Below are 24,142 nucleotides of genomic sequence, written 5' to 3' on the forward strand. Positions count from 1 at the left end.
ATAAAATTTAGGAGCGATCAGATGATAAATGAAAATACGAAAATCGGTATCACGGTGCTGTTGCTTGCTGCGGGGCTTGGATTTTCAACTTTATTTATCGTGTTGTTTTCCGAAATAGCAGAAGAAGCGATGGAACAGGAAACCTGGCTATTCGACTCAGCCATCATCGGTTTTTTCCAGTCAATTGAAAGTTCTGTACTCGATGGCTCCATGATTGCCACGACTGAAATGGGATCTGTGTGGTTCTTGACGGCATTCTCGTTAGTAGTGATCAGTTTGTTGTGGTTCAAGGAGCGAGATAAGTGGGGAATTCTGTTTTTCCTGATTGCGGTAGGCGGCGGGGGCTTATTGACCAAATTGCTAAAGAATTTATACGAACGGGAACGGCCGTCGATCAATCCGGAAATAGATGCAATTGGCTTCAGTTTTCCAAGTGGCCATTCGATGGGCTCGGTCATCTTTTACGGCTTCGTCATATACTTGGTTTTGCGGAGCCGGAAGAGCGAGCTGTTCAAAGGGCTCGCCATTAGCATGATGGGTGTGCTCGTCGTTTTAATCGGCATCAGCCGCATTTACCTTGGGGCGCATTTCCCGAGCGACGTAATGGCTGGCTTTATCGCCGGAGCCATTTGGCTGATTTTGAGCATCTTGGCGCTGGAGTGGATCCAGTGGCAAAGTATGAGCTCGGTAAGGCCAGTACACGATATCCGGGATTTCCTGGCAAAAATGCTCAAAGGCACATTGAAGAAATTCAATGTCCTTAAATAACAAAATCAATCCTAAGGTGGAATGGATATGTCACAGCAACAATTTACAGATACAGAAACCAAAGAGGAAATTGAGAAGTTGCTTGAGCAGACAGATCACCAAACAGCTGTCGGCTGGGCAGCGGACTGTGCAGAGCACGTTTTGAAGAATTTTGAAGAGCTGCATCCGCAAGATAAGCGCCCCAGAAAAGCCGCTCAGGCATGCCGCGCTTGGGTAGCAGGCAGTATTAATGTGCGTGAAGCCAGGAGTGCAGCGTTTGATACCCATGCGGCAGCGCGTATGAGTGGAAATGAAGCGGCAATCGCGGCAGCGCGTGCAGCAGGGCAAGCGATTTCAACAGCCCACCTGTTTGGCCATGCTATACATGCTTCTACATATGCAGTGAAATCTGTGGCGTGTGCCAGTGGATTTGACGCTCAAGCCATTGCTGATGAACGGAATTGGCAGCGTGACCGCTTGATTGAATTGCAAAAGAAATAATTGAAAAAGCGCAAAGGGCATGATGCCCTTTGCGCTTTTATTGCATAAAAAGAAAGTCGTTTTCATAAATGAATGAATAACTGATATCGATGTACAGGAAATAGTCGCCTGGCAGTGGATAGCTGAATGTCCGGACAGTTTGGCCTGTCTCGATATCTGAATAGGTGTCAGATAAGATGCCTTTATGCCAAGTCTTCATGTGCATGACGTTCTCTAGGAAATACGGGCGGAAAGCCCAGTTTGCACCTTGCACTTGAGGTTCGATTTCCCAAGTGCCGCCGCGATTTCTGAAGTTTGAAGACACTTGCAGGCCATCGCTGCCACAGATGTACATACGGAAACTTTCTGTAGTGAACGGTTCGAGCAGCGATTCGATAAACCCTTCGGATTGTTCGGGCCCTTGCCATTTTGGCAGCAGCTTCTTCACTTTTTCCTCACATTCGGCGGTGAAACGGAAACGGCCTTCGATCAGTGATTTTTCACGCTGAACGAATTCCCGCACATTGTTTCCGACATCGAGCTGCAAAGCACCTGTCGGAAGGGGACTGAAAGAAGGTTTTGCCAGATAAAAGCCTTGATAATAATGGCCGCCATGCTTCCAGGCAAAATAGAGCTGGTTCTTATCCTCAATGTTTTCATATGCCAACTTCGCCCCGATGCGCCGGGCTAGTAGCGACAACGAATAAATGATGTCTTCAAAGATGTCTGGATTATTATTTCGGGTGATGCCGGTATTGATTTTCAAGATATTCGGACGCAGCTGCCGGATGCGATCGATGTTCGAGCTTTTCGCGCCGACGTGGTCGACCGCAATTTGGATACCATAGGTTTTGTAATAAAGGAGCAGATGGCTCAGCACATCGAAATCCTCGTCAAAGTCGTGTTCGGTGATTTCCAGCACGATGCGGTCCATTGGAAATCCTTTGGCTTCAAATTCATGCAGGCTGTTGAGAAAATCCTCTCCGCCATTGGCCAGCAGCTGCTTCGCATTGCGGTTGATGAATAATACACCGTCAGACCGGGCTTCGAGCATTTGGCCGACTGCTTGTTGGAGCAGCTTTCGGTCGACGTCGATTTTGAAGTCGTCCGGCACGTCTGCGTCTTTGAAAAATTCCGCAAGGCTGAGCCATTCGTCATTTTCCTCAAACCGGCCAAGCAACTCGTAGCCGATGACCGCATGCGTGACTGCGCTGATGATAGGTTGAAAAGCCGGCTTTAATTTTTGGGGATTCTCAATAATATATAGTGGATCCAAATCGCATCCTCCTTTGCGGCAATGGCATTACATGATTATGAACAAGTAAAGGATTACCCTGATGATCATCACAGCGAGCATAGAATAAATTAATATAATGTGCAGATTTGATGGATAAAAGTTTTCATTGATAATTTGCAACCTTTATTTCTTGTAGTTTTGGGTAGCGGAAAAGATGATTGCCAGCTCGAAAATACAAGCAAAAATGTCGAGGGCAATCGTAAAGAGATCAACAAACTGGTTGCGAATAACTCTCATTGTAAAATGAAGGCTTGTCGCTAGAAATCCAACACCAACGATGGAAATCCCCGTTCGGATTCAGGCAAGGTAGGTGTGTTCATTCGCAAGATGCTGCTGGGTATAAAGTGGCTGGCTTATCCGTTCTGGATTTGAACGCCGTGCCATCTGTTCCGCTCCTTTCCCTAATATGCATTTTAATAATTGTGCCATTGCGACAAAGCTTATGCAAGAGGACGGACTGGGAAACAAAAGTGACAGATGCCGTATATCCTGGAATAACGGGTGATATTAAAATTGACTTCTGAAGAAAGTGAATTGTTTAAAAATAACGGACAAGGGAATTGATAAAAACAAGGTGAAAAAATGAGGAGGAATTTCAAATTGGGACATTACATTGAAGTTGAAGCAGGCGTAAAGGTTTATGCAGAAGATATTGGCATAGGACAGCCAGTGGTCTTTATCCACGGCTGGCCATTAAACAGCAAGTCTTTTGAATCACAAGTCGGTGAACTGGCGGTCAATAATTTCCGTTTTATCGGCATCGATCTGCGTGGTTACGGAAAGTCAGACACTCCCTGGTCCGGTTATGATTACGACACCGCGGCAAGCGACGTCAAAGCAGTCGTCGATCATTTGAAACTCGACAATTTCGTGCTAGCAGGATTTTCGATGGGTGCGCCGATTGCAATCCGCTACTTGACGAAATATGGCCAGGACAATGTCGATAAGCTCCTATTGATGGGTCCGGCAGCGCCGTTGTTTACACAACGGGACGATTTTAAAATCGGCATGCCCCCTTCAGGTGTAGACGATATCATCAAGCAGCTGAAAACTGACCGCCCACTTTTCATATCAAAATTCGCAGACATGTTTTTTGAACAGAAAAAAACACCGGAGTTTCTTCATTGGTTCCAGACCTTGGCCTTAGAAGCCGGTGCGCATTCCACTATCCTTTCTGCAATTTCCTTGCGGGATGAAGATCTGCGCGATGAAATCGCTGGCATTTCCTTGCCGACAGCCATTTTCCATGGCAAAAAAGATAAAATTTGCGCGTTCGAACTGGCAGAAGTCCTACAAAAAGAAATTCCGAATTCTGTACTTGTACCTTTTGAAAACAGCGGACACGGCATAAACGCTGATGAACCTGACAAATTCAATACAGAAATGATCAAGTTCCTGAAAAGCAGCGGCGTCGCGTAAAATGTAAGGCAGCTCACTAGCTGCCTTTTATTTATGTCTAAATCAGACGCTGGCTGGCAAAAAAACATCGGCTCTCAAACCGCCAACTCAAAAAAGTATCATAAGCAAGGAGGAACCTGTATAGTGATGAAGAGCTTTTTTCTTATTTGCATTTCTCTGATGCCCATAAGTGAATAGCTTATGAGACTAGCTGAGGAGGACCTCGATTATGAAAGAAAATGCAAAAGAAATGAGCGAAGGATTGCAGCGTAAAAAGACTGGACACATATTTTATTATTCCAATGATTTGGATAAATACGTTGAGAATGCAATTTCATATATTGTTTTTGGCATCAAACAAGGGGATTATGTGCTGTTAGTCGAAAATACGCGTATTTACCCGATGATCCGCAAGGAGTTGGAACACCGTCTAACAATAGCGGAACTAGAAAAGGTGCTGTACATCGATAATTTCGAATTTTATTGGCGCAACAACAATTTCCATCCGCGGACCATCATGAATCATTTCAACGAAGTAGCGGGCCCACTGCTCGAAAGCGGCAACGAAATCCGGACGTGGGGACATATTGAATGGGGTGTGCAAGAAGACATCGAACGTGAAATTGTGGAATACGAAAAAGAATTGGACACGATCGTGAATGAGAAGGATGCAGTGTCCGTTTGCGCGTACAACGCTTCCAAAGTCTCTGATTCTTTAAAGACTAAATTGATGGCAGTCCATGGATTGTATATGACTGATGAAAAAGTGCATGCACTGGCTTTGAATAGAACTCAAAAATCGGACACCTTTTGAAATCTTAGGATTTCAAAAGGTGTTTTTATGTCGAATTTAAGGCTGTCCATAAATGTAAGCTGAATTATCAGCGGTCCGTTCGTTTGTATGGGAGGAGAAGGGGTATTTAGTCTATAGGCATACATCGGCCAAGACTAATTAGTACTTGGATATAGGAAGAATGGAGGGTGATCATGGATATAGAGAAATACTTAGTGAAACAGAACGAAAATGTAGAACTGTCCCAATATCCGACGTCTGAAGAAACGCGATTCAGCGATGAGGAATTATGCGACCGCCTCATTCCGGAAACACTGGAGAAAATGAAAAAGCTTCATATGAAAATGCACGCAGAGGAAGAGAAAGGGATTGTTGTTGTCCTGCAGGCCATGGACGCTGCCGGCAAAGACGAAGCCATTACGTACATTTTTTCAAAATTGACGGCTCAAGGGCTGAAAGTCTCTTCTTTTAAAAAGCCGAGCGAGAAGGAACTGGCGCATGATTATTTGTGGAGATTCCGCGAAGGGCTGCCTTCCCGAGGGCAGATCGGTATTTTTAACCGCTCGTATTATGAGGAAGTGATTGCACCGCGCGTCCACAATTTGCTGCGGGATACCCCGTTGCCGAACGACTTGATAGACGATGATATCTGGATGACGCGCTACCGCCAAATCAATGACTTTGAGCGATATTTGACGGAAAATGGCTTCCCGGTAGTAAAATTCTTTTTCAACATGTCAAAAGAAGAGCAGAAAAACCGATTGCTCGAACGCATGAAGGATCCGGAAAAGAACTGGGAGTTTTCTTTTAGCGACGTAGAGGAACGGGAGCATTGGGACGGCTACCAAAACATTTTTGAGGAAATGTTGAACAATACGTCTACCGAGCATGCGCCGTGGTACGCGCTCCCTGCTGACAACGAATGGTTTTCGCGCTATATTGTCGTAGAAGCGATGGTTAAGGTATTGGAGAACGTCGATCCGAAATTCCCGGAAATTTCGGGCGAAGAGCGTGAAAAGTTGGACAAAGCAATTAAAAAACTGGAACAGGAATAAGCTTGAGAACTGCCGCCCTATCCTCGGATACGGTGGCTTTTTGTTGGCTGCTGTAAATTTTTTGTGTAGGTTTTGTATAGAGAATAAAGAAGATAAATGGAAAGGGAATCGATGAAACAGGGAAATCGCGTAAACTTACATAATGGAGAAATGTATTGGAGTACGACGGAATATAAAGAAATGCGCAAGAACGACAAAAAAAGCCAGCGGCTAAGTTCGATGTCATTAAAGTCGGCGACGGGATGTCGGGAGCGCTCAGCGCGTATACGATGAAAAAACAAGGGCTTTCACTCGCGCTGATTGATAAGGACAAAATCGGCCACGGCCGCACTTCAGCGAATACAGGGCTGCTGCAAGACTCCAACGCCATCATGCTCCACGGTGGATCGAATCCGCTTGCCTGGTTATTGAAAATCGGACGTTGATGTACATAGAAAAAGGCGGATTCCAAGGACTTGGATCCGCCTTTTGGCGTTATTTAACGGCGCATGCATTGGGTCCCCATTCGGCATGGGTCATGCCAGTGCTTGCCCAGTGAATTTGGTTCAGGACTTTATAAGAGCCGGGTGGCAAATTGCTGAATGCTACTGAACTAATGATGTTATTGGTAGACGAGCTGCGCCAACCGGCTTTCAGGTTCGGATTAAAACCGTAAGGCGTGACGTAAGCATATGCTGGATAATTCATCGATGACCATTGGACGTATTGCTGGCCGTTGAAGCGGTAGAGAATTGGATTCCAAAACACCGTATCAGTGGACCGGCCATCCCACGCAACTGCCGATCTTGGCGTATAGGCCCGTACAATCCCCTTGCCGCTGCTATAAGCGCCTGCACAGGAAATTCCGCGGACTTGATGGGATGGCCAATTGCCTTCTCCGTTATGCGCAGCTGCGGGTTCAGCCGCGAAATTCATACCGAACATTAAAGAAGAGGCGAGCAGAATCTTCATTCCCATTTTAGATGGCCGTCTCCGGCGAATCTTTTCATCTGTGAAAGGGTTGTTTTTATCCATGATCGTTGCCTCCTTGGAATCCTGATTAACTGTGCCTGAAGGACCGTTAGATAGTTCCGAAGATTCAGATTACTATTATCTTATCATATAATTACTACAGAGAGCCAATAAAAATTAAAAAAAAAGCAAAAAAAGTTGTTTTAATTGAAATGATAGAGCTGAAATATCTTGTAAAGCGCATGGCATGAGCATTTCATTTTATCGGAATATTGACAATATAGTGAAAAAGGCTACTATATTAAGTAGAAAAAACTTTGGCTAAGACATCGGATTTTAAAGGAATAGGGCTCATTAATCTGAAAAGGAGGAAGAGATTTGACTACTTTCGAAGAAAAACAGCCTGCCGTGTCTGTGGAAAAATTGAAATGGATGTATGAAATGATGGCAAAGAGCCGTTATTTCGAAGATCAGATGGTGGAAGTCTACACTGAGGGCAAGACGCCAGTCTTTAATATCGGTGCAGGACCTGTGCCAGGGGAAATGCATTTATCGACTGGACAGGAGCCTGCGGCTGTAGGTATTTGCGTGCACTTGACGAAGGAGGATACAGTGACCGCGCCGCATCGTCCGCACCACCATGCCATCGCAAAAGGCGTCGATCTGAAGAAAATGACCGCTGAAATGTTCGGCAAAGAAACGGGGCTGGGCAAAGGGAAAGGCGGACACATGCATTTGTTCGACCCTGCCGTGAAATTCTCCTGTGGCGGAATTGTCGCCGCGGGCATTCCGCATGCCGTCGGAGCCGCAATGGCTGCGAAGATGCAAGGCAAGGATTGGGTAGCTGTCGCATTCATCGGTGAAGGGGCAGCAAATGCCGGAGCGTTCCACGAATCGCTGAATTTGGCGGCTGTCTGGAATTTGCCGCTCATTCTTGTCATCGAAGATAATTCTTACGGAATTTCTGTGGCGAAAAAGGCGGCAACCGCGGTTGAAACGAATGATCTTCGCGCTCATGCATATGGCATCGCAGGGGCACATGTCAAAGGCAATGATCCAATTGCAATGTATAAAGTTTCTGAAGAAGCTGTGGCACGAGCACGCAACGGACAGGGACCGACGATTATCGAAATTGAAACGTACCGGTTCCTCGGCCATTTCCAAGGAGATCCGGAATTGTACCGTGATAAGGCAGAAGTGCCGGGGTTGCGTGACCAGGACCCAATATTGAAACTGCGAAATAGCCTCGTCGAAGCGAAAGGCGCAACTGAAAAAGAATTGCAGAAAATCGAAAAACGGGTCAAACAGGAAGTGGACGAAGCCTATAAATTTGCACGCGACAGCAACTATCCAGCGCCTGAAGCCGCACTGGATGATGTGTTCTCATCTTAAATTCAGAAAGGGGTCTATTCCGAATGGAAACGGCGAAAAAAAGAATACTGACGGGCAATAAGGCGATGGCTGAAGCAATCGCGCTTGAGATGGAGCGGGACCCGAAAGTCTTTGTACTAGGCGAAGATATTGGGAATTACGGTGGGATTTTCGGTTCGACACAAGGCCTTATTGAGAAGTTTGGAAAGGAACGTGTGCTCGATACCCCGATTTCCGAAACCGCGTTCATTGGAGCAGCAATCGGCGCGGCGGCGGAAGGGATGCGTCCGGTTGTTGAGCTGATGTTCGTGGACTTTTTTGGCGTCTGTATGGATCAAATCTACAACCATATGGCCAAAATCCAATACATGTCCGGAGGCAATGTGAAATTGCCGATGGTGCTGATGACAGCAGTAGGCGGCGGCTATAACGATGCCGCGCAGCATTCGCAGACGCTGTACGCGACGTTCGGCCATATGCCAGGCTTGAAAGTGGTCGCACCGTCTAATCCATACGATTTAAAAGGCATGATGACTTCGGCGATTCAAGACGACAACCCAGTTGTGTTCATGTTCCACAAATCGCTGCAGGGCCTGGGCTGGATGGAACAGCTTGATGTATCAGCGGCGCACGTGCCTGAAGAATCTTACACGGTACCGCTTAACAAGGCAAAAGTGGTGCGCGAAGGCAAGGACGTGACGATTGTGGGCATTCAGATGACGGTGCATCAAGCTATGGAAGCGGCTGAACGCCTCGCCGAAGATGGCATCGACGCCGAAGTGATCGATTTGCGGTCGATTGCGCCAATCGATAAAGAGACGATCATTGATTCGGTCAAGAAAACTCACCGTTTGTTTATCGTCGATGAAGACTATAAATCATACGGCATGACAGCAGAAATAGCTGCAATCGCTGCGGAGGAAGCGTTTTATGAACTTGAAGCGCCGATCCGCCGGTTGGCGAATCCGGATGTGCCGATTCCATACAGCCGTCCACTTGAGCAATTTGTGCTGCCGAATGCGAACAAAATCTATGAACAAGTGAAGGATTTGATGAACGAATAACAACATAGGTACAGGAGGCGTTGGGATGTTTGAAGTGAAGCTGCCGAAGTTAAGGGATGATGTAGAGGAGAGCCTGGTCGTCGTCTGGTTTGTGTCCGAAGGTGATGCCGTTGAAAAAGGCGATCGCCTGGTAGAGGTGCAGACCGAAAAAGAGGTCTCGGAACTGGATGCGGAAGAGAGCGGGAAGGTGAAAGAGATTATGGTGAATCGCGGAGAGTCGGCCAAAGTGGGTGAGGTCCTGGCATTGATTGATACGGAAGGCAGCCCAAAGCCGATTCCTGTGAAACAGAAAGCGGCAGTGAAAAAAGTGGAGGCGCAGGATGCTTCTAAAGGCACGAAACCGGAAGTGCAAAAAATTACGAAGCAGGTGCCCCAAAAAGAAGAGGGTGCTGGTGAAGAAGTGCCGAAGATGGTGCGTATCGCACCAGGCCTCCGGAAATTGGCGAGGGACCTCGAAGTCGACCTCGGCCAAGTCAGCGGCACGGGCAGAAACGGCAACATAACCGGGGATGATATCCGCAATGCGGCTAGCCCGCCAGCAGAAGCGAGCGCTGAAAAAGCGGAGGCAGAAGGTACGATTCCGCTGTCGGGAATTCGGGGAACGATTGCGCGCCGGATGATGGAAAGCCTTCAGCAAAGTGCGCAGCTTACCGAAACGGCTTGGGCGGACGTTACTAAACTGGTGTCCAAGAAAGAAAAGCTTGGCGACGCTGTCGGTTGGACCGCGCTCCTTGCGAAGGCGGTTGCTCAAGCATTAAGTGCACATCCTCACATGAACGCCCATATCACAGACAATAAAATCGAGCCGAGAAGTGAGATCAATCTTGGATTTGCGGTCGATACGGAGCAAGGGCTGCAAGTGGCTGTCGTGCAGGAAAGCGATAAAATGCCAACTGCTGAACTGCATGCAAAACTTGTGGAGCTTGCGGAAAAAGCACGTGGCGGAAAGCTTGCCAACACGGAAAGCAGCGGCAGTACCTTCACCATCACTAGCCTGGGCGGATACCGTGTCCAATTTTTCACGCCAATCATCAATCCGCCCGAAATTGCTATTCTCGGCATCGGACGGATCGAAGATCACGTGGTGCTTGAAAAAGGCAAGGTACATGTTCGGAAACGGCTGCCGCTCAGTTTGACTGTAGACCATCGCGCTGTTGACGGCGCGCCGGCTGCGAAATTCCTGGACGAATTGATTTCATTGCTGGAAAAACCGAAGTTGTTTCTGGAGAAGAAAAAAGAATAGTAGAAGAAAGCCGTCCGCTTGGACGGCTTTTTATGTGGCTGAAGCAATAAAATGCCAAAAAAATAAGCAGCCGCAGCTGCTTTATTACTCAATGAATTTCATTTCCGGCACCCAAATCGACATATGTTTTTTTGCTGCGCCGTTCAAGTTAGCATCGACATTTTTCAGGAGGTCAACTTCGAAATCCTGCAAATTGGTATTGCGCACAAATGTCGGTGTAAATGCCGGGTCTTTCAAGGTGATTATTTTTCCGTCGGCGTTCTCTCTCTTCTCGACTTCCAGATGAAGGATGCCGCCGATTTTTCGTTCGAGTATGTCCTGGCCGGAAAGGAAATTGCCGAGCGAGTAAACGGCGAATACCTTCCGCCCATCACTTGCCTCAATCCATTCGGCCGGCTGCAAAACATGCGGGTGATGACCGATGATGATATCCGCGCCATTGTCAGCTGAAAAATGCGCCAAGTCAATTTGTTCAGCGTTCGGCATATTTTCATATTCGACACCGAAATGCAGGCTGAGGACAACGACATCCGATTGGGCTCGTGCTTGCGCCAGGTCTTGTTGGATAACGTTCTTATCGATGCGCTTCACTAAGTAGTCTTTGCCTGCGGGCGTCAGAACGCCGTTGGTGCCGTACGTAAACGATAGGAACGAGAAAGTGATGCCGTTCTTCGTAATAGTGGTGATTTCATCGCGTTGCGCAGCGGACAGATATGAGCCGGTGTGTTTGATGCCGATTGAATGCCAATAAGTCACCGCGTTTTCGATTGCTTTGACGCCGCGATCAAGGGTGTGGTTATTGGCCATTGAAACGACATCAATGCCGGCGTTTTTCATTGCGTCGCCCACTTCATAGGGGCTGTTGAAGGATGGATAGGTGGATACACCAATTTCACTGCCGCCGATGATGCTTTCCGAGTTCGCGATGGTGATATCGGATTGGCTGAGGAACGGGGCCACTTTTTCGAACATTGGATTGAAATCATAGCCGTTCGCTGTTTGCGCGTCTTTGTAAACAGTGCCGTGGATCAGAACATCGCCGATTGCTGAAATTGAAGCTGTGCGGGTACGGCTTATTTCCGCGGGAATGATGTTCGACGGTGCATTACGGGTGCCGAAATCACCGGTATTTGCCTCTAAAACCGCGGCTTGTTCTGGTGCACAGCCGGTGAGCGCCAAGCCGGAAAACATCAAAGCGGTGATGAAAACTCTGCAACGCGACTTCAATTTACGTACCCCCGTTCAATTTGCCTTTCGAATGAGAAATTTACTAGAATGTTGGATGCTTAAGGTTAACTGTCTAAATATTGTACTTTATTTATACTTAACTAACTAGTTAATTTTAATCGTAAAAGGGATATTGAATTATTGGCTGTGGTTAAAAATGCCCAAAAAATTCATTTAGTCCACATGCCCGTAGCGCTTTATGCGTTTTTTTGAATGAATTGCTGTATCACAGCAGTGACTTCGGTTTGATGGCCGGACAGAAGATGGCCACCGCTTTCGAAAATAACGGTTTCAGGATGGGTGCGGGTGATGAATTTTTCGGTAAAGTCGAACAGCGCCATCGGATCATCTTTGGCGTGAATGACCAGAATTGGGGCTTTGATGTCCTCTACCGGATATTTTTCGTAGTTCAAGTCCATATCGAGCTTAGTGATGTTTGCGTCTGCTTCGATCCCTTTGCGGCGTGGTTTGACCGGGAGCAAGGTTTGGAAAAATACTTTGTCAATATCTGAACCGAAGAACACATTAAAGACCGGCCGCAGAGATTTGGTGGACAGCCACATCGGAAATTCACTTAGCAAAGGGATGGGTGGACCAGCCGGTTTCAATTGTTCGGGCGACATTTTACTTGATGGAACATCGGAAGAAATGAGCACGAGTCCTTTCGTCCGCTCCGGGTAAGTGAGGGCAAATGACAATGCTGCTGCGCCGCCGGCCGAAGTGGCCAATACAAAGGTTTTTTCGATATTCAGCTCATCAAGCAATTCCGCGAACACTCTCGCCTGATTTTGGGGCGTCGGGTGGGCCGGCAGCTTGGAGCCCGGATAGCCGAAGCGGGACAATGCAATTTTGCGTTGATTTTCGCCGATTATTCCTTTCAGCGAGGCCATGCCTTGGTCATAGCCGCCAAAAATACCATGGCTGATCAAAACTACTTCGCCCCAGCCCTCATCGACGAAAGCCATCATACCGAATTCTGATCTGAAACTTAACGCTCCATATTCATCAAGCCGTTTATAGGCGCGGCGCATATCCGCGACATATAGAAGCGGAACGGCTACGCTTGCTGCCAGTGCGGCAGCCTGCAGAGATTTACGCATTGAAATTCCTCCTTTTTATCTAAAAATTCAGTTAATTATAGATAAGTATAACCGATTGCACCTCGGAAATAAATGCAAGTGCGCAAGTAAAAAGCCCTTCATGGATATCATGAAAGGCTTCGCTTTTTTCAGTTTATGGATTTGTCGACCAAAGCGCAGCCGATTTCAGCAAGATGCGTGGATGCAGTTTCAGCTGGGCAACCATCACTTCCGCCAGATCTTCCGGATGCATAACGTTTTCCGGATCTCCTTGGATCAAGTTCTCAGAATGGGCCAAGTCAGTTACGACGGTACTCGGAAGCAACGCGCTGACGCGGATGTTATGCTTCCGTACTTCGAGCATAAGCGACTCAGTCAACCCGAGCAAGCCGAATTTTGAAGCGCTGTACGCGCTTGTTACCGGCGCGCCTTTTTGTCCGGCCGTCGATGCGATGTTGATGATGTCTCCGCTTTCGCGTTGGATCATTTCAGGGAGGACGGCATGCGTCACATTATAGACGCCCATCAGATTGACATCAATGATTTTTTTGAAATCTTCCGGCGGCAATTCGAGGAATTTGCCGAATTTGCCGATGCCGGCGTTGTTGACCAGGATATCGATTGGGCCAAGCTCGGATTTGATGTGCTCGACAGCTGAAAGCACAGCTTCGTTGTCGGACACGTCAGCGGCTGCCATGACAGCTTTGACTCCGTATTGTTCAAGCTCTTTTAAAACTTCTTCTAGATGCGCGCCAGTTCTGCCAAGTAGTCCGACGTTGATGCCTTCTTTGGCGAAAGCGATAGCGGCTGCGCGCCCAATGCCTTTACCTGCTCCGGTAATCAGCGCATTTTTGCCCTTTACTTCTTGCATGCTCAAACACTCCTTTGGTATGTAATGAATTTGTCTTCCGTATTATATCAATCCGATTCCACACAAGCTAAACATCCGCTCGGAAAAAGGATTTTATTGCTTTTCGTTGAATCTTACTTATAAATACTCTTTGGATTGATAAATAAAGGAGGCAATAAGATGACAGAATCAATGTTTCAAAAAGCTTTGCATGGACGTTCCGCACACGTGGACACTGCGCTGATATTTGATGGTTTGGATTGGCAATCATCTGGGAAAAAACCCGAACATTGCCCTCACTCGGTTTGGGAACTGCTATACCACATGAATTATTGGCAAGACTTTATGCTGGGCTATTTGCGTGGCGATGTCGTAAAGGCGCCGGACCATCCGGAAGAATCCTGGCCGGCTGACCCAATGCCGGACAGCAGAAAGTCGTGGGAATACGGTGTTGAGCGTTTTCTGCAAGGTTTGAAGGAAGCGGAACAGGAAGCAGGAAAAGATTTGGCGGAAGCGGGCTTTAGCAGTCCGGAAAGGACGCGCGGCGATTTGCTGATGGTGATAATCAACCACAATAGCTATCACGCGGGCCAAGTCATAACGACCCGCAGTTTGATCGGCACATGGCCCCCACAAAATGATTACGAAGTCTGAAGACAAATCCTGATCGATTGAATCGAAATGTCAGTGAATCCACATGCTTATCAACTGGTACGCCTATTAAACTATGCAAAGCCTGAAGAGATTTCGCTTCAGGCTTTTTCATGTTCGGAAATAAATAGTTCGCTTTTCGCTAGCTGTTATATAATCAGAATAGATAGAAATTTTCAGGGGGCGAAATAATGGGAACGATGGAACGCACGACACAAAGCATATTGGACATGGACGCGACGCAACTGGCACGGCTCATTGCACAAAAAGAAATTACATCAAGAAAAGCAGTGGAAATCTTCATCGCACATATCAAGAAGATCAACCCTGCCGTCAACTGCCTTGTGGAAGACAGGTTTGACGAAGCGCTCGAAGAAGCGGAAGGGGCAGATAAGCAAATTGCAGAGGGGACAGCCAAAGGCAAATTGTTTGGGGTGCCAATCGGCATGAAAGAGGCGTTCAATGTGGCCGGCATGCAAACAACAGGAGGCTTGCTGCGCCGAAAGGGCTCCTTTCAGCATACCGATGCAGAAGCCGTTCGGAAATTGAAAGCGGAAGGCGCAATCATCCTGGGGAAAACGAATACACCGGAGCTGTGCTTTTGCCAGGAAACCGACAATAAACTATACGGCCGCACGAACAATCCGCATGATCTTTCGCGGACTGCAGGGGGCTCTAGCGGAGGTGAAGCGGCATTGATAGCGGCAGGTGGGGCGGCTGTCGGGCTGGGTTCTGACATTGGCGGCTCTATTCGCTTTCCAAGCCACTTCAATGGCGTCATCGGCTTCAAATCAGGAAAAGGCCAAGTATCTTCCGAAGGCAGCTATCCGGCTGTTGAAGAAAGACTTCAAGAGCGCATGCTTGGCATTGGGCCGATAGCAAAAACGGTAAGGGATGCACGGCTCGTTTATTCCATTGTGGCCAAAACGCCGCCTGCGAAAAAGCAATTGCATCAATTCACTGTCAACGTGCTGCCAAAGACGGGGTACCCATTATCGCTGGCCATCGCGCATCTGCTTGACTCGATTTACGCCGATCTGTCGCGGGAGTTTAATACCGAGCGGGAAGTGCCGCCGTATTTTGAAGATTCCGCCGGGCTGTGGCAGGAAATCATGTCTATCGGGGGAGCAGAGGGGCCGAAGCGGGAAGCGTTCGGTGCTCAGCCATCCCAGCCACTACAGGAATATGTGAAAGAACGGGTGACAGGAACAGCCGATATCCACCGCTATCTGTCGTGGGCCCTCATCGGCGCGTCGCTGTTCAAACCAACAGCGAACCGTGTAAAAAAAATCACCAAGTTCATCGAACACGGCGACCATATCCTGGAAGGTTATTTCCACGGCCATCTTCTGGTGCTGCCGGTTTACCATACAGGCGCAGCAAAGCACGGCGCCGTTTATAATGAAATCTTTTCCTTAAAGAAAACGTTCCTGCAATACTTGCCATATGTGGCTTACGCGAATGTCTGGGGCTTGCCCGCCTTGACCGTACCGGTCGGCATCGATGAAAATGGCATGCCCATTGCCGTGCAGCTGATCAGCAAAAATGGCAATGAAGACGCGTTGTTCGAATTGGGTGAATGGCTGGAGCGGCATTACGCCGGATACCGGCGGGCGGAATTGTAAAGGAGTACGAACGATTGTTTTATTCGCTGCGTAGAAGGGAAATAGGATAAGAGCTTAGATATAGAGGAGGGATTGCATGAAAGTGTTTGTTTTTGGCAGCGGTGGAGATATCGGCGAACATGTGCTGAAACAGCTGGCTGGCCGTGGGCATGAAGCGATGGCGATGGCGGAAACGGAAATCCGGGCGGAGGAGCTCCAAATGTTGGGCGCATCCAAGGTCATTGTGGCAACGGAAAAAGACTTCAGTGGAGTATTGGCCGGCTGCGACGCAGTCGTCTACATCGCCCGCGACAATCCGATTGCCGGCGAAAACAAGAACATGCTGGTAGACCATCAAGCGGCAATTCGCGTGGTCGAAGAAGCAAAGCAGCAGGGAGTTAAACGCTTTATCTATTTAAGTCCGGTGCGCCCCGACGAATCGGAAGAATCAAAAGAAACTGGCGCAAAAGATGAGCCAGAGGAAATGATTATACAGTCTGGGCTGGTGTACACTGTAATCCGTCCGGCCAAGTCCGCCAGCAAGCCTGCGACTGGCACGATCGCTGCAGCCTCCTCTTTAGGCGATGCAGAAGGCGAGATTCCGTTTGAAGATGTGGCGGCGGTGCTCGTGGAATCGATCGGCAGCGAGGCGGCAGCTAACCGGTCATTTGAAATTGCGCCGGGGACAACAGCAATCCCAGAAGCACTGCAAGCACTGAAATGAAGGAAGACAAATTTAAAAAAGGTGGGTTATTGATGGGGAAAATATCGAAACACTTGCCGACGGCATTGACAGGATCGATGATTTTAGCGCCGCTGGCTTATGTAGCTTACCTTTATCAAAAGGATGACAATCAAAAGCAGCATGCGATTTTGCGAAACTTTCCGCTGCTCGGGCGTGTCCGTTATATGACGGAAGCGGTTGGGCCGGAACTGCGGCAATACCTGTTTTCGGATGATAATGAAGGAAAGCCGTTTTCGCGCCTGCAGTTTGAGGACGTTACACGGTCTGCGAAATACAATCAGCGTCTGATCGGTTTCGGTTCCAACCGGAATTTTGAAGAAGAAGGCTATTATATAAGGAATAGCCTGTTCCCGCGCCTCGACACGGAACTTCGTGTCGACAACACAGAAAAAATTGATACGTATAAATACGTCATCGATAAAGAAGGGTTGATGACGCGCAAAGAGCATCGCGAAGGCGTGCAGATTGATCCATATTATTTACGCGATGACGATGCGGTCGTTATCGGTGAAAACAGGGTGCGCGAACCTTTCCGTTTGAGAGGGCTGATTGGACAAGCAGGCATGAGCTATGGTGCGCTTGGAGATCATGCAATTACTGCTTTATCAAGCGGCCTAGCGCTCGCTGGAGGAACCTGGATGAACACTGGCGAAGGTGGGTTGTCCGACTACCATTTGAAAGGCGGAGCCGACATCATGATGCAAATCGGTCCCGGCCTGTTTGGCGTACGGACGCCAGACGGTGAATTCTCGATGGAGGCATTCAAAGAGAAGGCAGCGCTTGGCCAAGTCAAAGCTTTTGAAGTGAAACTTGCACAAGGCGCCAAAACACGCGGCGGGCATTTGGAGGGCAAGAAAGTCACGGAAGAGATTGCACGGATCCGCTTGATTGAACCGGGCAAAACGGTCAATAGCCCGAACCGGTTTGTAAAGTACGATACTTTTCCAAAGCTTTTCGACTTTGTTGACGAGCTGCGCGAAGTAGGCGGCAAGCCGGTGGGTATAAAAATCGTGGTCGGGGATATCGAAGGATTGCGGGAAATGGCGCAAATCATGAAAGAGCGTGGAAGCCAAAGCGGACCCGACTTCATCTCCATTGACGGTGGTGAAGGCGGCACCGGAGCGACGTATCAGGAATTGGCGGATTCAGTCGGGCTGCCGATTATGACCGCTTTGCCGATTGTGGATGAAGTGCTTCGTGAATACGGCGTCCGGGGACAGGTCAAACTGATTGCTTCCGGTAAATTGATTACACCGGATAAAATAGCGATTGCACTGGCTATGGGGGCTGACCTTGTGCAGATTGCGCGGGGCTTCATGATCAGTGTAGGCTGCATCATGGCGGAGGTCTGCCATACGAATACGTGCCCGGCCGGGGTGGCCACAACGGACAGAGAGTTGCAGGAAGGGCTTGTAGTTGAAGAAAAGCTTTTCCGGACGACAAATTACCTCACGTCGCTGCGCGCAGGGTTATACAATATTGCTGCTGCTGCGGGCGTCGATTCGCCCACGAAACTGGAGCGCAAGCATATCCTCTTCAAAGACAGCAATGGCCGGATTTCACCAGTAGAAAATATGCTGGAGAAAATGACCGGAGCACTGGAAAAATAATAAGGCAATATAAAAAGGGCTTTCGGGCCCTTTTTATGTTGCCTTATTTAATAAGCACCTGCAGCAAAACTGCGATAAATACCATTCCAATTAGAAAGGCAGGATAGCTGCTTTTCTTTTCATCCGGCAATTCATCATTCAGGATGTTCAGCACGACACCGCCTGTCAGGAAAGAGGACAGGAATGCGAGGGTCAAGTCACTGGCATGAGTTGTCTCGTACAGGATCCATCCTACCAAAACGGAAAAAGCCAAAACCCAGCGCCCGATTTTCGTATAAAGGTCTTCATGGGTCAAGTGGAGAATACGGTTATTGGCGATGAAATGGAAAGAAAAGACGATAAAGTAAATGACATAAGCGGCAATACTATCCCCGCTCAATTCAGCGAGGAGATAGCCGATCAAGCCGTTGTACAGAGCGAACGCGCCGATTTCCAAAGCGAATATGGATTTATCCGGCCGGGTGAGGTTCTTTTCTTCTTTGTTTTCCCTTTCCGATTTCTCGCTCAATTGATTGATGCCATAAAAAACTGCAATTCCCAGCAATGCGGCTACATAAGTTACGTAATCGATTTTTTCAAGCCAGCTGGGCAGCGTTGCCTCTTCAACTACTTCCCGGTAATGGGTCAGTTCCGGGACGAGATGTAGAAGGACGTAAGCGATTGAGCCGCCCGAAACCAATGAAATCAGCCGGTTAGTGGGGCGTTCATCCAGGAATTTGATGGCGTCGGTGAAGATATGGACAATGATAAAGCCGATGATTACGAGCACGCTCGGTATGAACATCCGATCCCTCCTTAATAAGTTACGTCATGTGATAATTTTATATACCCTTTTTATTGAATATTAGATAGTCTTACCAGTTTTTATTTTCAGAACTTATACGATAAATCAGTCTATGCAAAACGAAAAACGGTTGACATTAATTTGATTAGGATTATAATTTTTATAGAAAACTAAATATTCTAATAACTTTATATGGATTACGTGAAAACGAAAAATCCATGCAAGGAGGCGGATGCCGAACGTTTGGAAAAAAGGATTTGAATGGCACTCAATGCAAGTGGGCATCTTGCGGCCTTCAAAAATAAAATGAAAAGAGGAGAGACAGCAATGCGAAAATTTTTGCCGAGCAAACGTGATGATTTTTTCCCGAGCCTATTTGAAAGCGGGTTCGAAACCGACTTAATCGATCGGTTTTTCAAGGAGTCTCATTATCCAAAAGTGGATATCAAAGAAGTCGAAGATCATTACGAAATGAAGATGGACGTGCCAGGATTTTCTAAAGAAGACGTCAAAGTCGAATATAAGGACGGCTACCTGGAAGTGAAAGGGACCCACGAGGAAAATAAGGAAACGAAAGAAGAAAACGGTCATTTTATCCGCAAAGAGCGGTCTTATGGCTCCTTTAAACGAAGCTTCTTCGTAGGGGAAATTGACGAAAGCAAAATTTCCGGAGCATTTAAAGACGGAATGTTGCAGCTTCAAGTTCCGAAGGCGACAGAAGAAGAGAAGCCAAACAAAGGCACTCAAATACAGATTGAATAGTTGCCGAACTGGAACCCCACGAAATAAGGAGCCCTCCGAAATCAGTTGATTCCGGAGGGCTCTTGCCGCTTTCAAAACGGTCTATGAGCCTTAATCGCTATGTCCCATGCCTTTCATCTTCGTGCCTTGTCCTTTGGTTTTGCAGCGGGAGCCCATGCCTATACGGCCTCTATTTTTGTGATCCATGCGGCCGGGTTTGCCCTGGCTTGCCCCCATCAAAAATGCGAGGCCGGCCATCATGAGCGGCAGAAGGATAATAAGTTCCACCGGAACAATCGGCCGGTAGACGGTTTTCTCTGCTGTGATATCATATATGCCCAACGGCTTCACTTGGAAAGAGCCGCCAGCCCCTTCGCCATGGCCGCCTTCCACTTCTTCGAAGCCGGATGACTCGGGATCTTTGTCTTCACGTTCATAACCGCCGCCGGCACCTGCGCCAACACTGTATTTGATTTTAGCTACAGGAATAATGGTCCTGCCATGCATCTCGATCGGATCCCCATAGACGAGCGAAACATCGCGGACTGTTGAAAACTTTTCGAAAATCGGAAGCACTGGGGACGATTTGAACGGTATAAAATCTTTTCCCTCCATGTTCTTCACTCCTTTTAAATAATTTGATAAAGATTTTGTGCAGCTATTGTACGCCATGGCCAGAGAAGTCGAAGCCGCAAGCGAGAACATTCCTTCACCCGCCAAACCGATAGTATATAAATTCGCTCCCTCCAGAGCTATCCCTCTATTTAATTTAAGGTATTGTTGAATCCAGGGTTCAAGCGCATACTGAAACAAAATAGGGATATAGAAAGAAGGAAGCTTTATGGCACAGAAAAATAGAACCCCCGATTCTGGTCAGGGAAATTCCAAGTTGATGAGGCAATATGCTGAATCGCCGGAAATGTTGCAGCAGCTGTATCGGAAAACACTGTGGATTGTGGTCTTTTCGCAGATTCTAGGCGGCGCAGGACTTGCAGCAGGCGTTACGGTCGGTGCATTGTTGGCGCAAGATATGTTCGGGGATGAGAGCTTTGCAGGCATTCCGACCGCTCTGTTCACTTTAGGCTCAGCGGGCGGGGCGTACCTTGTCGGAAAGCTGTCGCAGAAATACGGCCGGCGTCCGGGGCTCGCCACAGGATTCTTTGTCGGCGGAATCGGGGCAATCGGCGTAATAATGTCTGCTATTGCAGATAATATAGTGATGTTGCTGATTTCGCTGTTGGTTTATGGAGTAGGGACGGCAACTAATTTGCTGGCCCGCTATGCCGGGACGGATCTTGCAAGCTCGGAACAGCGCGGAAAGGCAATCAGCATCGTCATGGTGTCAACGACATTTGGCGCATTTGCGGGACCGAACCTTGTCGGCGTCATGGGCCGCTTCGCCGAGTCCATCAGCATTCCGGCGCTTGCTGGTCCGTTCATCTTATCGGCGTCTGTCTATTTTACAGCGGCCATTGTGCTGTTCCTTTTCCTGCGTCCAGATCCTTTGCTTGTGGCACAGGCAGTCGCGGATAAAAAAGAGCAGGACGACAAAGCGTTGAATAAAACGGCTGATGACACGCCGGCAATCCACAGCCGCGGTGTGTTTCTTGGCGCCTCGGTGATGGTCGTTACGATGATTGTCATGGTGGCGATTATGACGATGACGCCTGTCCATATGGGCCATTACGGACATGACCTCAGCGCAGTGGGCATGGTCATCAGCATCCATATCACCGCAATGTACCTGCCGTCATTGTTGACGGGGGTATTGGTCGATAAAATTGGACGGACGGCAATGGTCATCGCGGCGGGAGCAACCCTACTTTCCGCTGGAATTGTGGCGGCAATTGCACCGGGTGGCTCGCTTCCTATGCTAATCCTTGCGCTTGCTTTGCTCGGCCTGGGCTGGAATTTCGGATTGATCAGCGGTACGGCGCTTATCGTCGATTCGACACTGCCGGAGGCGAGGGCCAAAACCCAAGGGACAGTCGATGTGCTTGTCGCGCTGTCCGGCGCGGCTGGCGGCATGTTGTCTGGGATGGTTGTCGCAGGTTACAGCTACGCGGTGCTGTCGCTCGGCGGAGGCTTCTTAGCTTTGCTGCTCATACCGATTGTCGTTTGGTCGCTTGGCAATAATAACAACAAGGCCATAGGCTCGAACTGAAATCAGGAAACGAACCATCTTCTTTGAAGGTGGTTTTTACGTTTTAATCCCGGCCAAAAAGATGCTCATCAGCAGCTTTAGCTCTTCTTCGACATTGAAGCTCTCATGGGCGCACCCATCATAGAAATTGTCGCGCATCGCTTTTACCCATTGAAAAGAAAGCGAGTCGGCAAGCGAATCTGTGCGAAACCTGCCCGCGTGCTGACCTTTTTCAATCTGTCTTTTGAGGATTTGGATATAGCAGTAGAAGAACTAGTGGGAAGAGGTGATGGCGATCACCTTTTATATTTGTAAATTTGCAAAAACTGCGGCAGTAAGAGAAGCTGAAAGGTAAGATGGAAGAAAACTAATTGCTGGAGGGATTCGATGAACATTGTGTTGTTACTGAAGGAAGCATTTTATGAAGCAGATAAAAACCTGATATCCGAACTTGAAGAAATCGGGGAAGTGAAGGTGCTGCATACGGATAACGGCATTGGTAAAGAACAATTAAAAGCAGAAGTGAAAGATGCAGAAATCATTTTGGTGAACATCGTCAAACTCGATAAAGAAGTGATTGATGCCGCGCCGAATTTAAAATGCATCATCAAGTACGGAGCGGGGATCGACAATATTGACGTGGATTTCGCAAGGCAAAAAGGCATCCGCGTTACGAGCGCCCCGGGAGTGAATGCCGCGGCGGTGGCGGATCATGCGTTCGGCTTGATGCTGTCAGCGGCACGGCGCATCCCCAAAAAAGACAAGGAAGTGAAAAGCGGGGTCTGGCAAACGGAAATGGGCTATGAAGTGTCCGGCAAAACATTGGGCATCATTGGATTTGGCGCCATCGGAAAAGAACTCGCTAAGCGCGCGACGGGATTCAGCATGAAGACACTCGTCTACGGGAACCACAAGGATTATGTACTTGCCGAGCAGTTGAATGCGCATTTTGTCGATAAGGATATTTTGTTCCGGGAAGCAGATTTCATCGTAGTTGCAACATCACTCACCGCGAAAAACAAGCATCTGGTCAATGCAGAGACGCTTGGCCAAATGAAGCCGACAGCGTTTCTAATCAATATTTCACGCGGACCGCTGGTGGACGAGAAAGCCTTAGCGGATGCGCTCCAAAAAGGGGAGATTGCCGGAGCAGCTTTAGATGTTTTCGAACAGGAACCGCCCGCGAATGGCTTGCCGCAACTTGAAAACGTAGTCGCAACTCCCCATATCGGGGGAGCAACGTACGAGGCTGTTGCCAGAATCAGCAAGCTATCGGTGTCAAACATCCGCAAGCTGCAAAAAGGCGATGCGCTCGACTTTGAAATCAAATAAACGCATGTATGAAAATACCCCTTGTTGCCGCGGCAACAAGGGGTATTTCAATCAGTCAAAAAGATTCATGCTTAAATAACGTTCGCCGGTGTCCGGTGCGATGCACAGCACTTTTTTGCCAGCACCTAGGCGCTTAGCGGTTTCGATTGCCGCAAAAACAGTGGCTCCGGCTGAAGGGCCGACGAAGATGCCTTCCTCACGCGCCATTCTTTTGAACATATCGATGGCGTCATCATCATTGATTTGCATGATTTCATCGTAAATTTTAGTGTTCAGAATATCCGGTACGAAGCCCGGGCTTGTGCCGACCAATTTATGCTTGCCGGGTTTGCCGCCGGATAATACCGGAGAGCCTTTCGGTTCCACAACGACGATATGCAGATCCGGCAAATGATCTTTCAAGGTTTCGCCTGTCCCTGTGATGGTGCCGCCAGTTCCAGCGGAAGCGACGAAAGCGTCAAGCTTGCCGTCCATCTGCTCTAATATTTCAGTAGCCGTCGTATGGCGGTGTGCGTCTGGGTTTGCCGCGTTTTCAAATTGCTGCGGGATAAAGCTATTCGGAATTTCCTCTTTCAGCGCGAGCGCTTTGCTGATGGCACCCGGCATTTTGTCATCGGCAGGAGTCAATTCCACTTCGGCCCCAAAAGCTTTCAGCAAATTGATGCGTTCTTTGGTGGCGTTGTCGGGCAACACAAGAATCGCGCGATAGCCTCTCGCCGCTGCCACCATTGCAAGGCCGATGCCGGTATTGCCGCTTGTCGGCTCGATGATTGTCGCGCCAGGTTTCAGGACGCCTTGTTCTTCCGCCATTTTGATCATATTATAAGCCGCACGGTCCTTCACGCTTTTAGTCGGGTTGAACATTTCAAGCTTTACATAAACATCCGCAGCGCCTGCTGGGACAAGTCTATTCAATTTAACAACCGGCGTATCGCCGATCAAGTCTGTAATGCTGTTAAAGGGTTTCATGCGTAACA

General features: G+C 48.3%; 24 protein-coding genes. 16 read left to right on the plus strand and 8 right to left on the minus strand.

Annotated features, from left to right (window positions below; genetic code table 11):
• Positions 1-21 precede the first annotated feature (21 nt).
• Positions 22-768 carry a phosphatase PAP2 family protein gene (locus tag AC4EHJ_RS12525; protein WP_490975962.1) on the plus strand — a complete coding sequence of 249 codons (747 nt, stop codon included), beginning with the start codon at positions 22-24 and terminating at the stop codon, positions 766-768.
• A gap of 27 nt (positions 769-795) precedes the next feature.
• The gene (locus AC4EHJ_RS12530; protein WP_490975963.1) at positions 796-1,248 is read left to right on the plus strand and encodes a putative immunity protein; all 453 of its coding nucleotides are present in this window, start codon (positions 796-798) and stop codon (positions 1,246-1,248) included.
• 37 nt (positions 1,249-1,285) lie between these two features.
• On the opposite strand, the gene AC4EHJ_RS12535 is transcribed toward AC4EHJ_RS12530, so the two are convergent.
• Positions 1,286-2,503, minus strand: a complete 1,218-nt coding sequence (locus AC4EHJ_RS12535) for an EAL domain-containing protein (protein ID WP_490975964.1) — start codon at positions 2,501-2,503, stop codon at positions 1,286-1,288.
• 621 nt (positions 2,504-3,124) lie between these two features.
• Here AC4EHJ_RS12535 and AC4EHJ_RS12540 point away from each other — a divergent pair.
• The 4 genes from AC4EHJ_RS12540 to AC4EHJ_RS12555 all read left to right on the plus strand — a co-directional run bounded on the left by AC4EHJ_RS12540 (position 3,125) and on the right by AC4EHJ_RS12555 (position 6,195).
• The gene (locus tag AC4EHJ_RS12540) at positions 3,125-3,943 is read left to right on the plus strand and encodes an alpha/beta fold hydrolase (RefSeq protein ID WP_490975965.1); all 819 of its coding nucleotides are present in this window, start codon (positions 3,125-3,127) and stop codon (positions 3,941-3,943) included.
• A 208-nt stretch (positions 3,944-4,151) separates the two neighbouring features.
• Entirely contained in the window at positions 4,152-4,736 is a 585-nt protein-coding gene (locus tag AC4EHJ_RS12545) for an MEDS domain-containing protein (protein WP_490975966.1), read from the plus strand.
• A 173-nt stretch (positions 4,737-4,909) separates the two neighbouring features.
• Positions 4,910-5,770 (plus strand): PPK2 family polyphosphate kinase, encoded by an 861-nt coding sequence (locus AC4EHJ_RS12550; protein WP_490975967.1) that lies wholly within the window; start codon positions 4,910-4,912, stop codon positions 5,768-5,770.
• Between the two features lie 224 nt (positions 5,771-5,994).
• Positions 5,995-6,195: an FAD-dependent oxidoreductase gene (locus AC4EHJ_RS12555; protein WP_490976023.1), complete on the plus strand. Its 201-nt coding sequence runs from the start codon at positions 5,995-5,997 to the stop codon at positions 6,193-6,195.
• A gap of 49 nt (positions 6,196-6,244) precedes the next feature.
• Here the strand turns inward: AC4EHJ_RS12555 and AC4EHJ_RS12560 are convergent, their stop codons facing one another.
• On the minus strand, positions 6,245-6,784 hold the full coding sequence (locus AC4EHJ_RS12560; RefSeq protein ID WP_490975968.1) for a hypothetical protein: 540 nt from the start codon (positions 6,782-6,784) through the stop codon (positions 6,245-6,247).
• 369 nt (positions 6,785-7,153) lie between these two features.
• Between AC4EHJ_RS12560 and AC4EHJ_RS12565 the strand changes: the two genes are divergently transcribed.
• From AC4EHJ_RS12565 to AC4EHJ_RS12575, 3 genes are read left to right on the plus strand one after another with little or no spacing between them, the layout of a single operon-like run.
• Positions 7,154-8,113, plus strand: coding sequence for a thiamine pyrophosphate-dependent dehydrogenase E1 component subunit alpha (locus AC4EHJ_RS12565; protein ID WP_490976024.1), 960 nt, complete (start codon positions 7,154-7,156; stop codon positions 8,111-8,113).
• Positions 8,114-8,136: 23 nt separating this feature from the next.
• Positions 8,137-9,156 carry an alpha-ketoacid dehydrogenase subunit beta gene (locus AC4EHJ_RS12570; protein ID WP_490975969.1) on the plus strand — a complete coding sequence of 340 codons (1,020 nt, stop codon included), beginning with the start codon at positions 8,137-8,139 and terminating at the stop codon, positions 9,154-9,156.
• 25 nt (positions 9,157-9,181) lie between these two features.
• On the plus strand, positions 9,182-10,399 hold the full coding sequence (locus AC4EHJ_RS12575; RefSeq protein WP_490975970.1) for a dihydrolipoamide acetyltransferase family protein: 1,218 nt from the start codon (positions 9,182-9,184) through the stop codon (positions 10,397-10,399).
• Between the two features lie 84 nt (positions 10,400-10,483).
• On the opposite strand, the gene AC4EHJ_RS12580 is transcribed toward AC4EHJ_RS12575, so the two are convergent.
• The 3 genes from AC4EHJ_RS12580 to AC4EHJ_RS12590 form a co-directional block, all read right to left on the minus strand.
• Positions 10,484-11,626, minus strand: coding sequence for a CapA family protein (locus AC4EHJ_RS12580; RefSeq protein WP_490975971.1), 1,143 nt, complete (start codon positions 11,624-11,626; stop codon positions 10,484-10,486).
• A 197-nt stretch (positions 11,627-11,823) separates the two neighbouring features.
• Positions 11,824-12,726: an alpha/beta fold hydrolase gene (locus AC4EHJ_RS12585; RefSeq protein WP_490975972.1), complete on the minus strand. Its 903-nt coding sequence runs from the start codon at positions 12,724-12,726 to the stop codon at positions 11,824-11,826.
• Between the two features lie 133 nt (positions 12,727-12,859).
• Positions 12,860-13,576, minus strand: a complete 717-nt coding sequence (locus tag AC4EHJ_RS12590) for a 3-ketoacyl-ACP reductase (RefSeq protein ID WP_490975973.1) — start codon at positions 13,574-13,576, stop codon at positions 12,860-12,862.
• Positions 13,577-13,735: 159 nt separating this feature from the next.
• On the opposite strand from AC4EHJ_RS12590, the gene AC4EHJ_RS12595 reads away from it, so the two are divergent.
• The 4 genes from AC4EHJ_RS12595 to AC4EHJ_RS12610 all read left to right on the plus strand — a co-directional run bounded on the left by AC4EHJ_RS12595 (position 13,736) and on the right by AC4EHJ_RS12610 (position 18,165).
• Positions 13,736-14,209: a DinB family protein gene (locus AC4EHJ_RS12595; RefSeq protein ID WP_490975974.1), complete on the plus strand. Its 474-nt coding sequence runs from the start codon at positions 13,736-13,738 to the stop codon at positions 14,207-14,209.
• Between the two features lie 188 nt (positions 14,210-14,397).
• Complete coding sequence (locus AC4EHJ_RS12600) at positions 14,398-15,831, plus strand: amidase (RefSeq protein WP_490975975.1); 1,434 nt, start codon at positions 14,398-14,400, stop codon at positions 15,829-15,831.
• Between the two features lie 76 nt (positions 15,832-15,907).
• Positions 15,908-16,534, plus strand: a complete 627-nt coding sequence (locus tag AC4EHJ_RS12605) for an NAD(P)H-binding protein (RefSeq protein ID WP_490975976.1) — start codon at positions 15,908-15,910, stop codon at positions 16,532-16,534.
• A gap of 32 nt (positions 16,535-16,566) precedes the next feature.
• Positions 16,567-18,165 carry an FMN-binding glutamate synthase family protein gene (locus tag AC4EHJ_RS12610; RefSeq protein WP_490975977.1) on the plus strand — a complete coding sequence of 533 codons (1,599 nt, stop codon included), beginning with the start codon at positions 16,567-16,569 and terminating at the stop codon, positions 18,163-18,165.
• A 43-nt stretch (positions 18,166-18,208) separates the two neighbouring features.
• Here AC4EHJ_RS12610 and AC4EHJ_RS12615 read toward each other — a convergent pair whose 3' ends face one another.
• Positions 18,209-18,949 carry a hypothetical protein gene (locus AC4EHJ_RS12615; RefSeq protein WP_490975978.1) on the minus strand — a complete coding sequence of 247 codons (741 nt, stop codon included), beginning with the start codon at positions 18,947-18,949 and terminating at the stop codon, positions 18,209-18,211.
• A 327-nt stretch (positions 18,950-19,276) separates the two neighbouring features.
• Here AC4EHJ_RS12615 and AC4EHJ_RS12620 point away from each other — a divergent pair, with 327 nt between their 5' ends.
• Entirely contained in the window at positions 19,277-19,711 is a 435-nt protein-coding gene (locus AC4EHJ_RS12620) for an Hsp20/alpha crystallin family protein (RefSeq protein ID WP_490975979.1), read from the plus strand.
• Positions 19,712-19,801: 90 nt separating this feature from the next.
• Here AC4EHJ_RS12620 and AC4EHJ_RS12625 read toward each other — a convergent pair whose 3' ends face one another.
• Positions 19,802-20,305 carry a spore germination protein GerW family protein gene (locus AC4EHJ_RS12625; protein ID WP_490975980.1) on the minus strand — a complete coding sequence of 168 codons (504 nt, stop codon included), beginning with the start codon at positions 20,303-20,305 and terminating at the stop codon, positions 19,802-19,804.
• Positions 20,306-20,531: 226 nt separating this feature from the next.
• On the opposite strand from AC4EHJ_RS12625, the gene AC4EHJ_RS12630 reads away from it, so the two are divergent.
• Positions 20,532-21,854 (plus strand): MFS transporter, encoded by a 1,323-nt coding sequence (locus AC4EHJ_RS12630; RefSeq protein ID WP_490975981.1) that lies wholly within the window; start codon positions 20,532-20,534, stop codon positions 21,852-21,854.
• Between the two features lie 366 nt (positions 21,855-22,220).
• Positions 22,221-23,165: a phosphoglycerate dehydrogenase gene (locus tag AC4EHJ_RS12635; protein WP_490975982.1), complete on the plus strand. Its 945-nt coding sequence runs from the start codon at positions 22,221-22,223 to the stop codon at positions 23,163-23,165.
• 51 nt (positions 23,166-23,216) lie between these two features.
• Here AC4EHJ_RS12635 and cysK read toward each other — a convergent pair whose 3' ends face one another.
• Positions 23,217-24,134: a cysteine synthase A gene (gene cysK / locus AC4EHJ_RS12640; protein WP_490975983.1), complete on the minus strand. Its 918-nt coding sequence runs from the start codon at positions 24,132-24,134 to the stop codon at positions 23,217-23,219.
• Positions 24,135-24,142 lie beyond the last annotated feature (8 nt).

This window comes from Planococcus sp. TJ-301, from assembly GCF_058268475.1.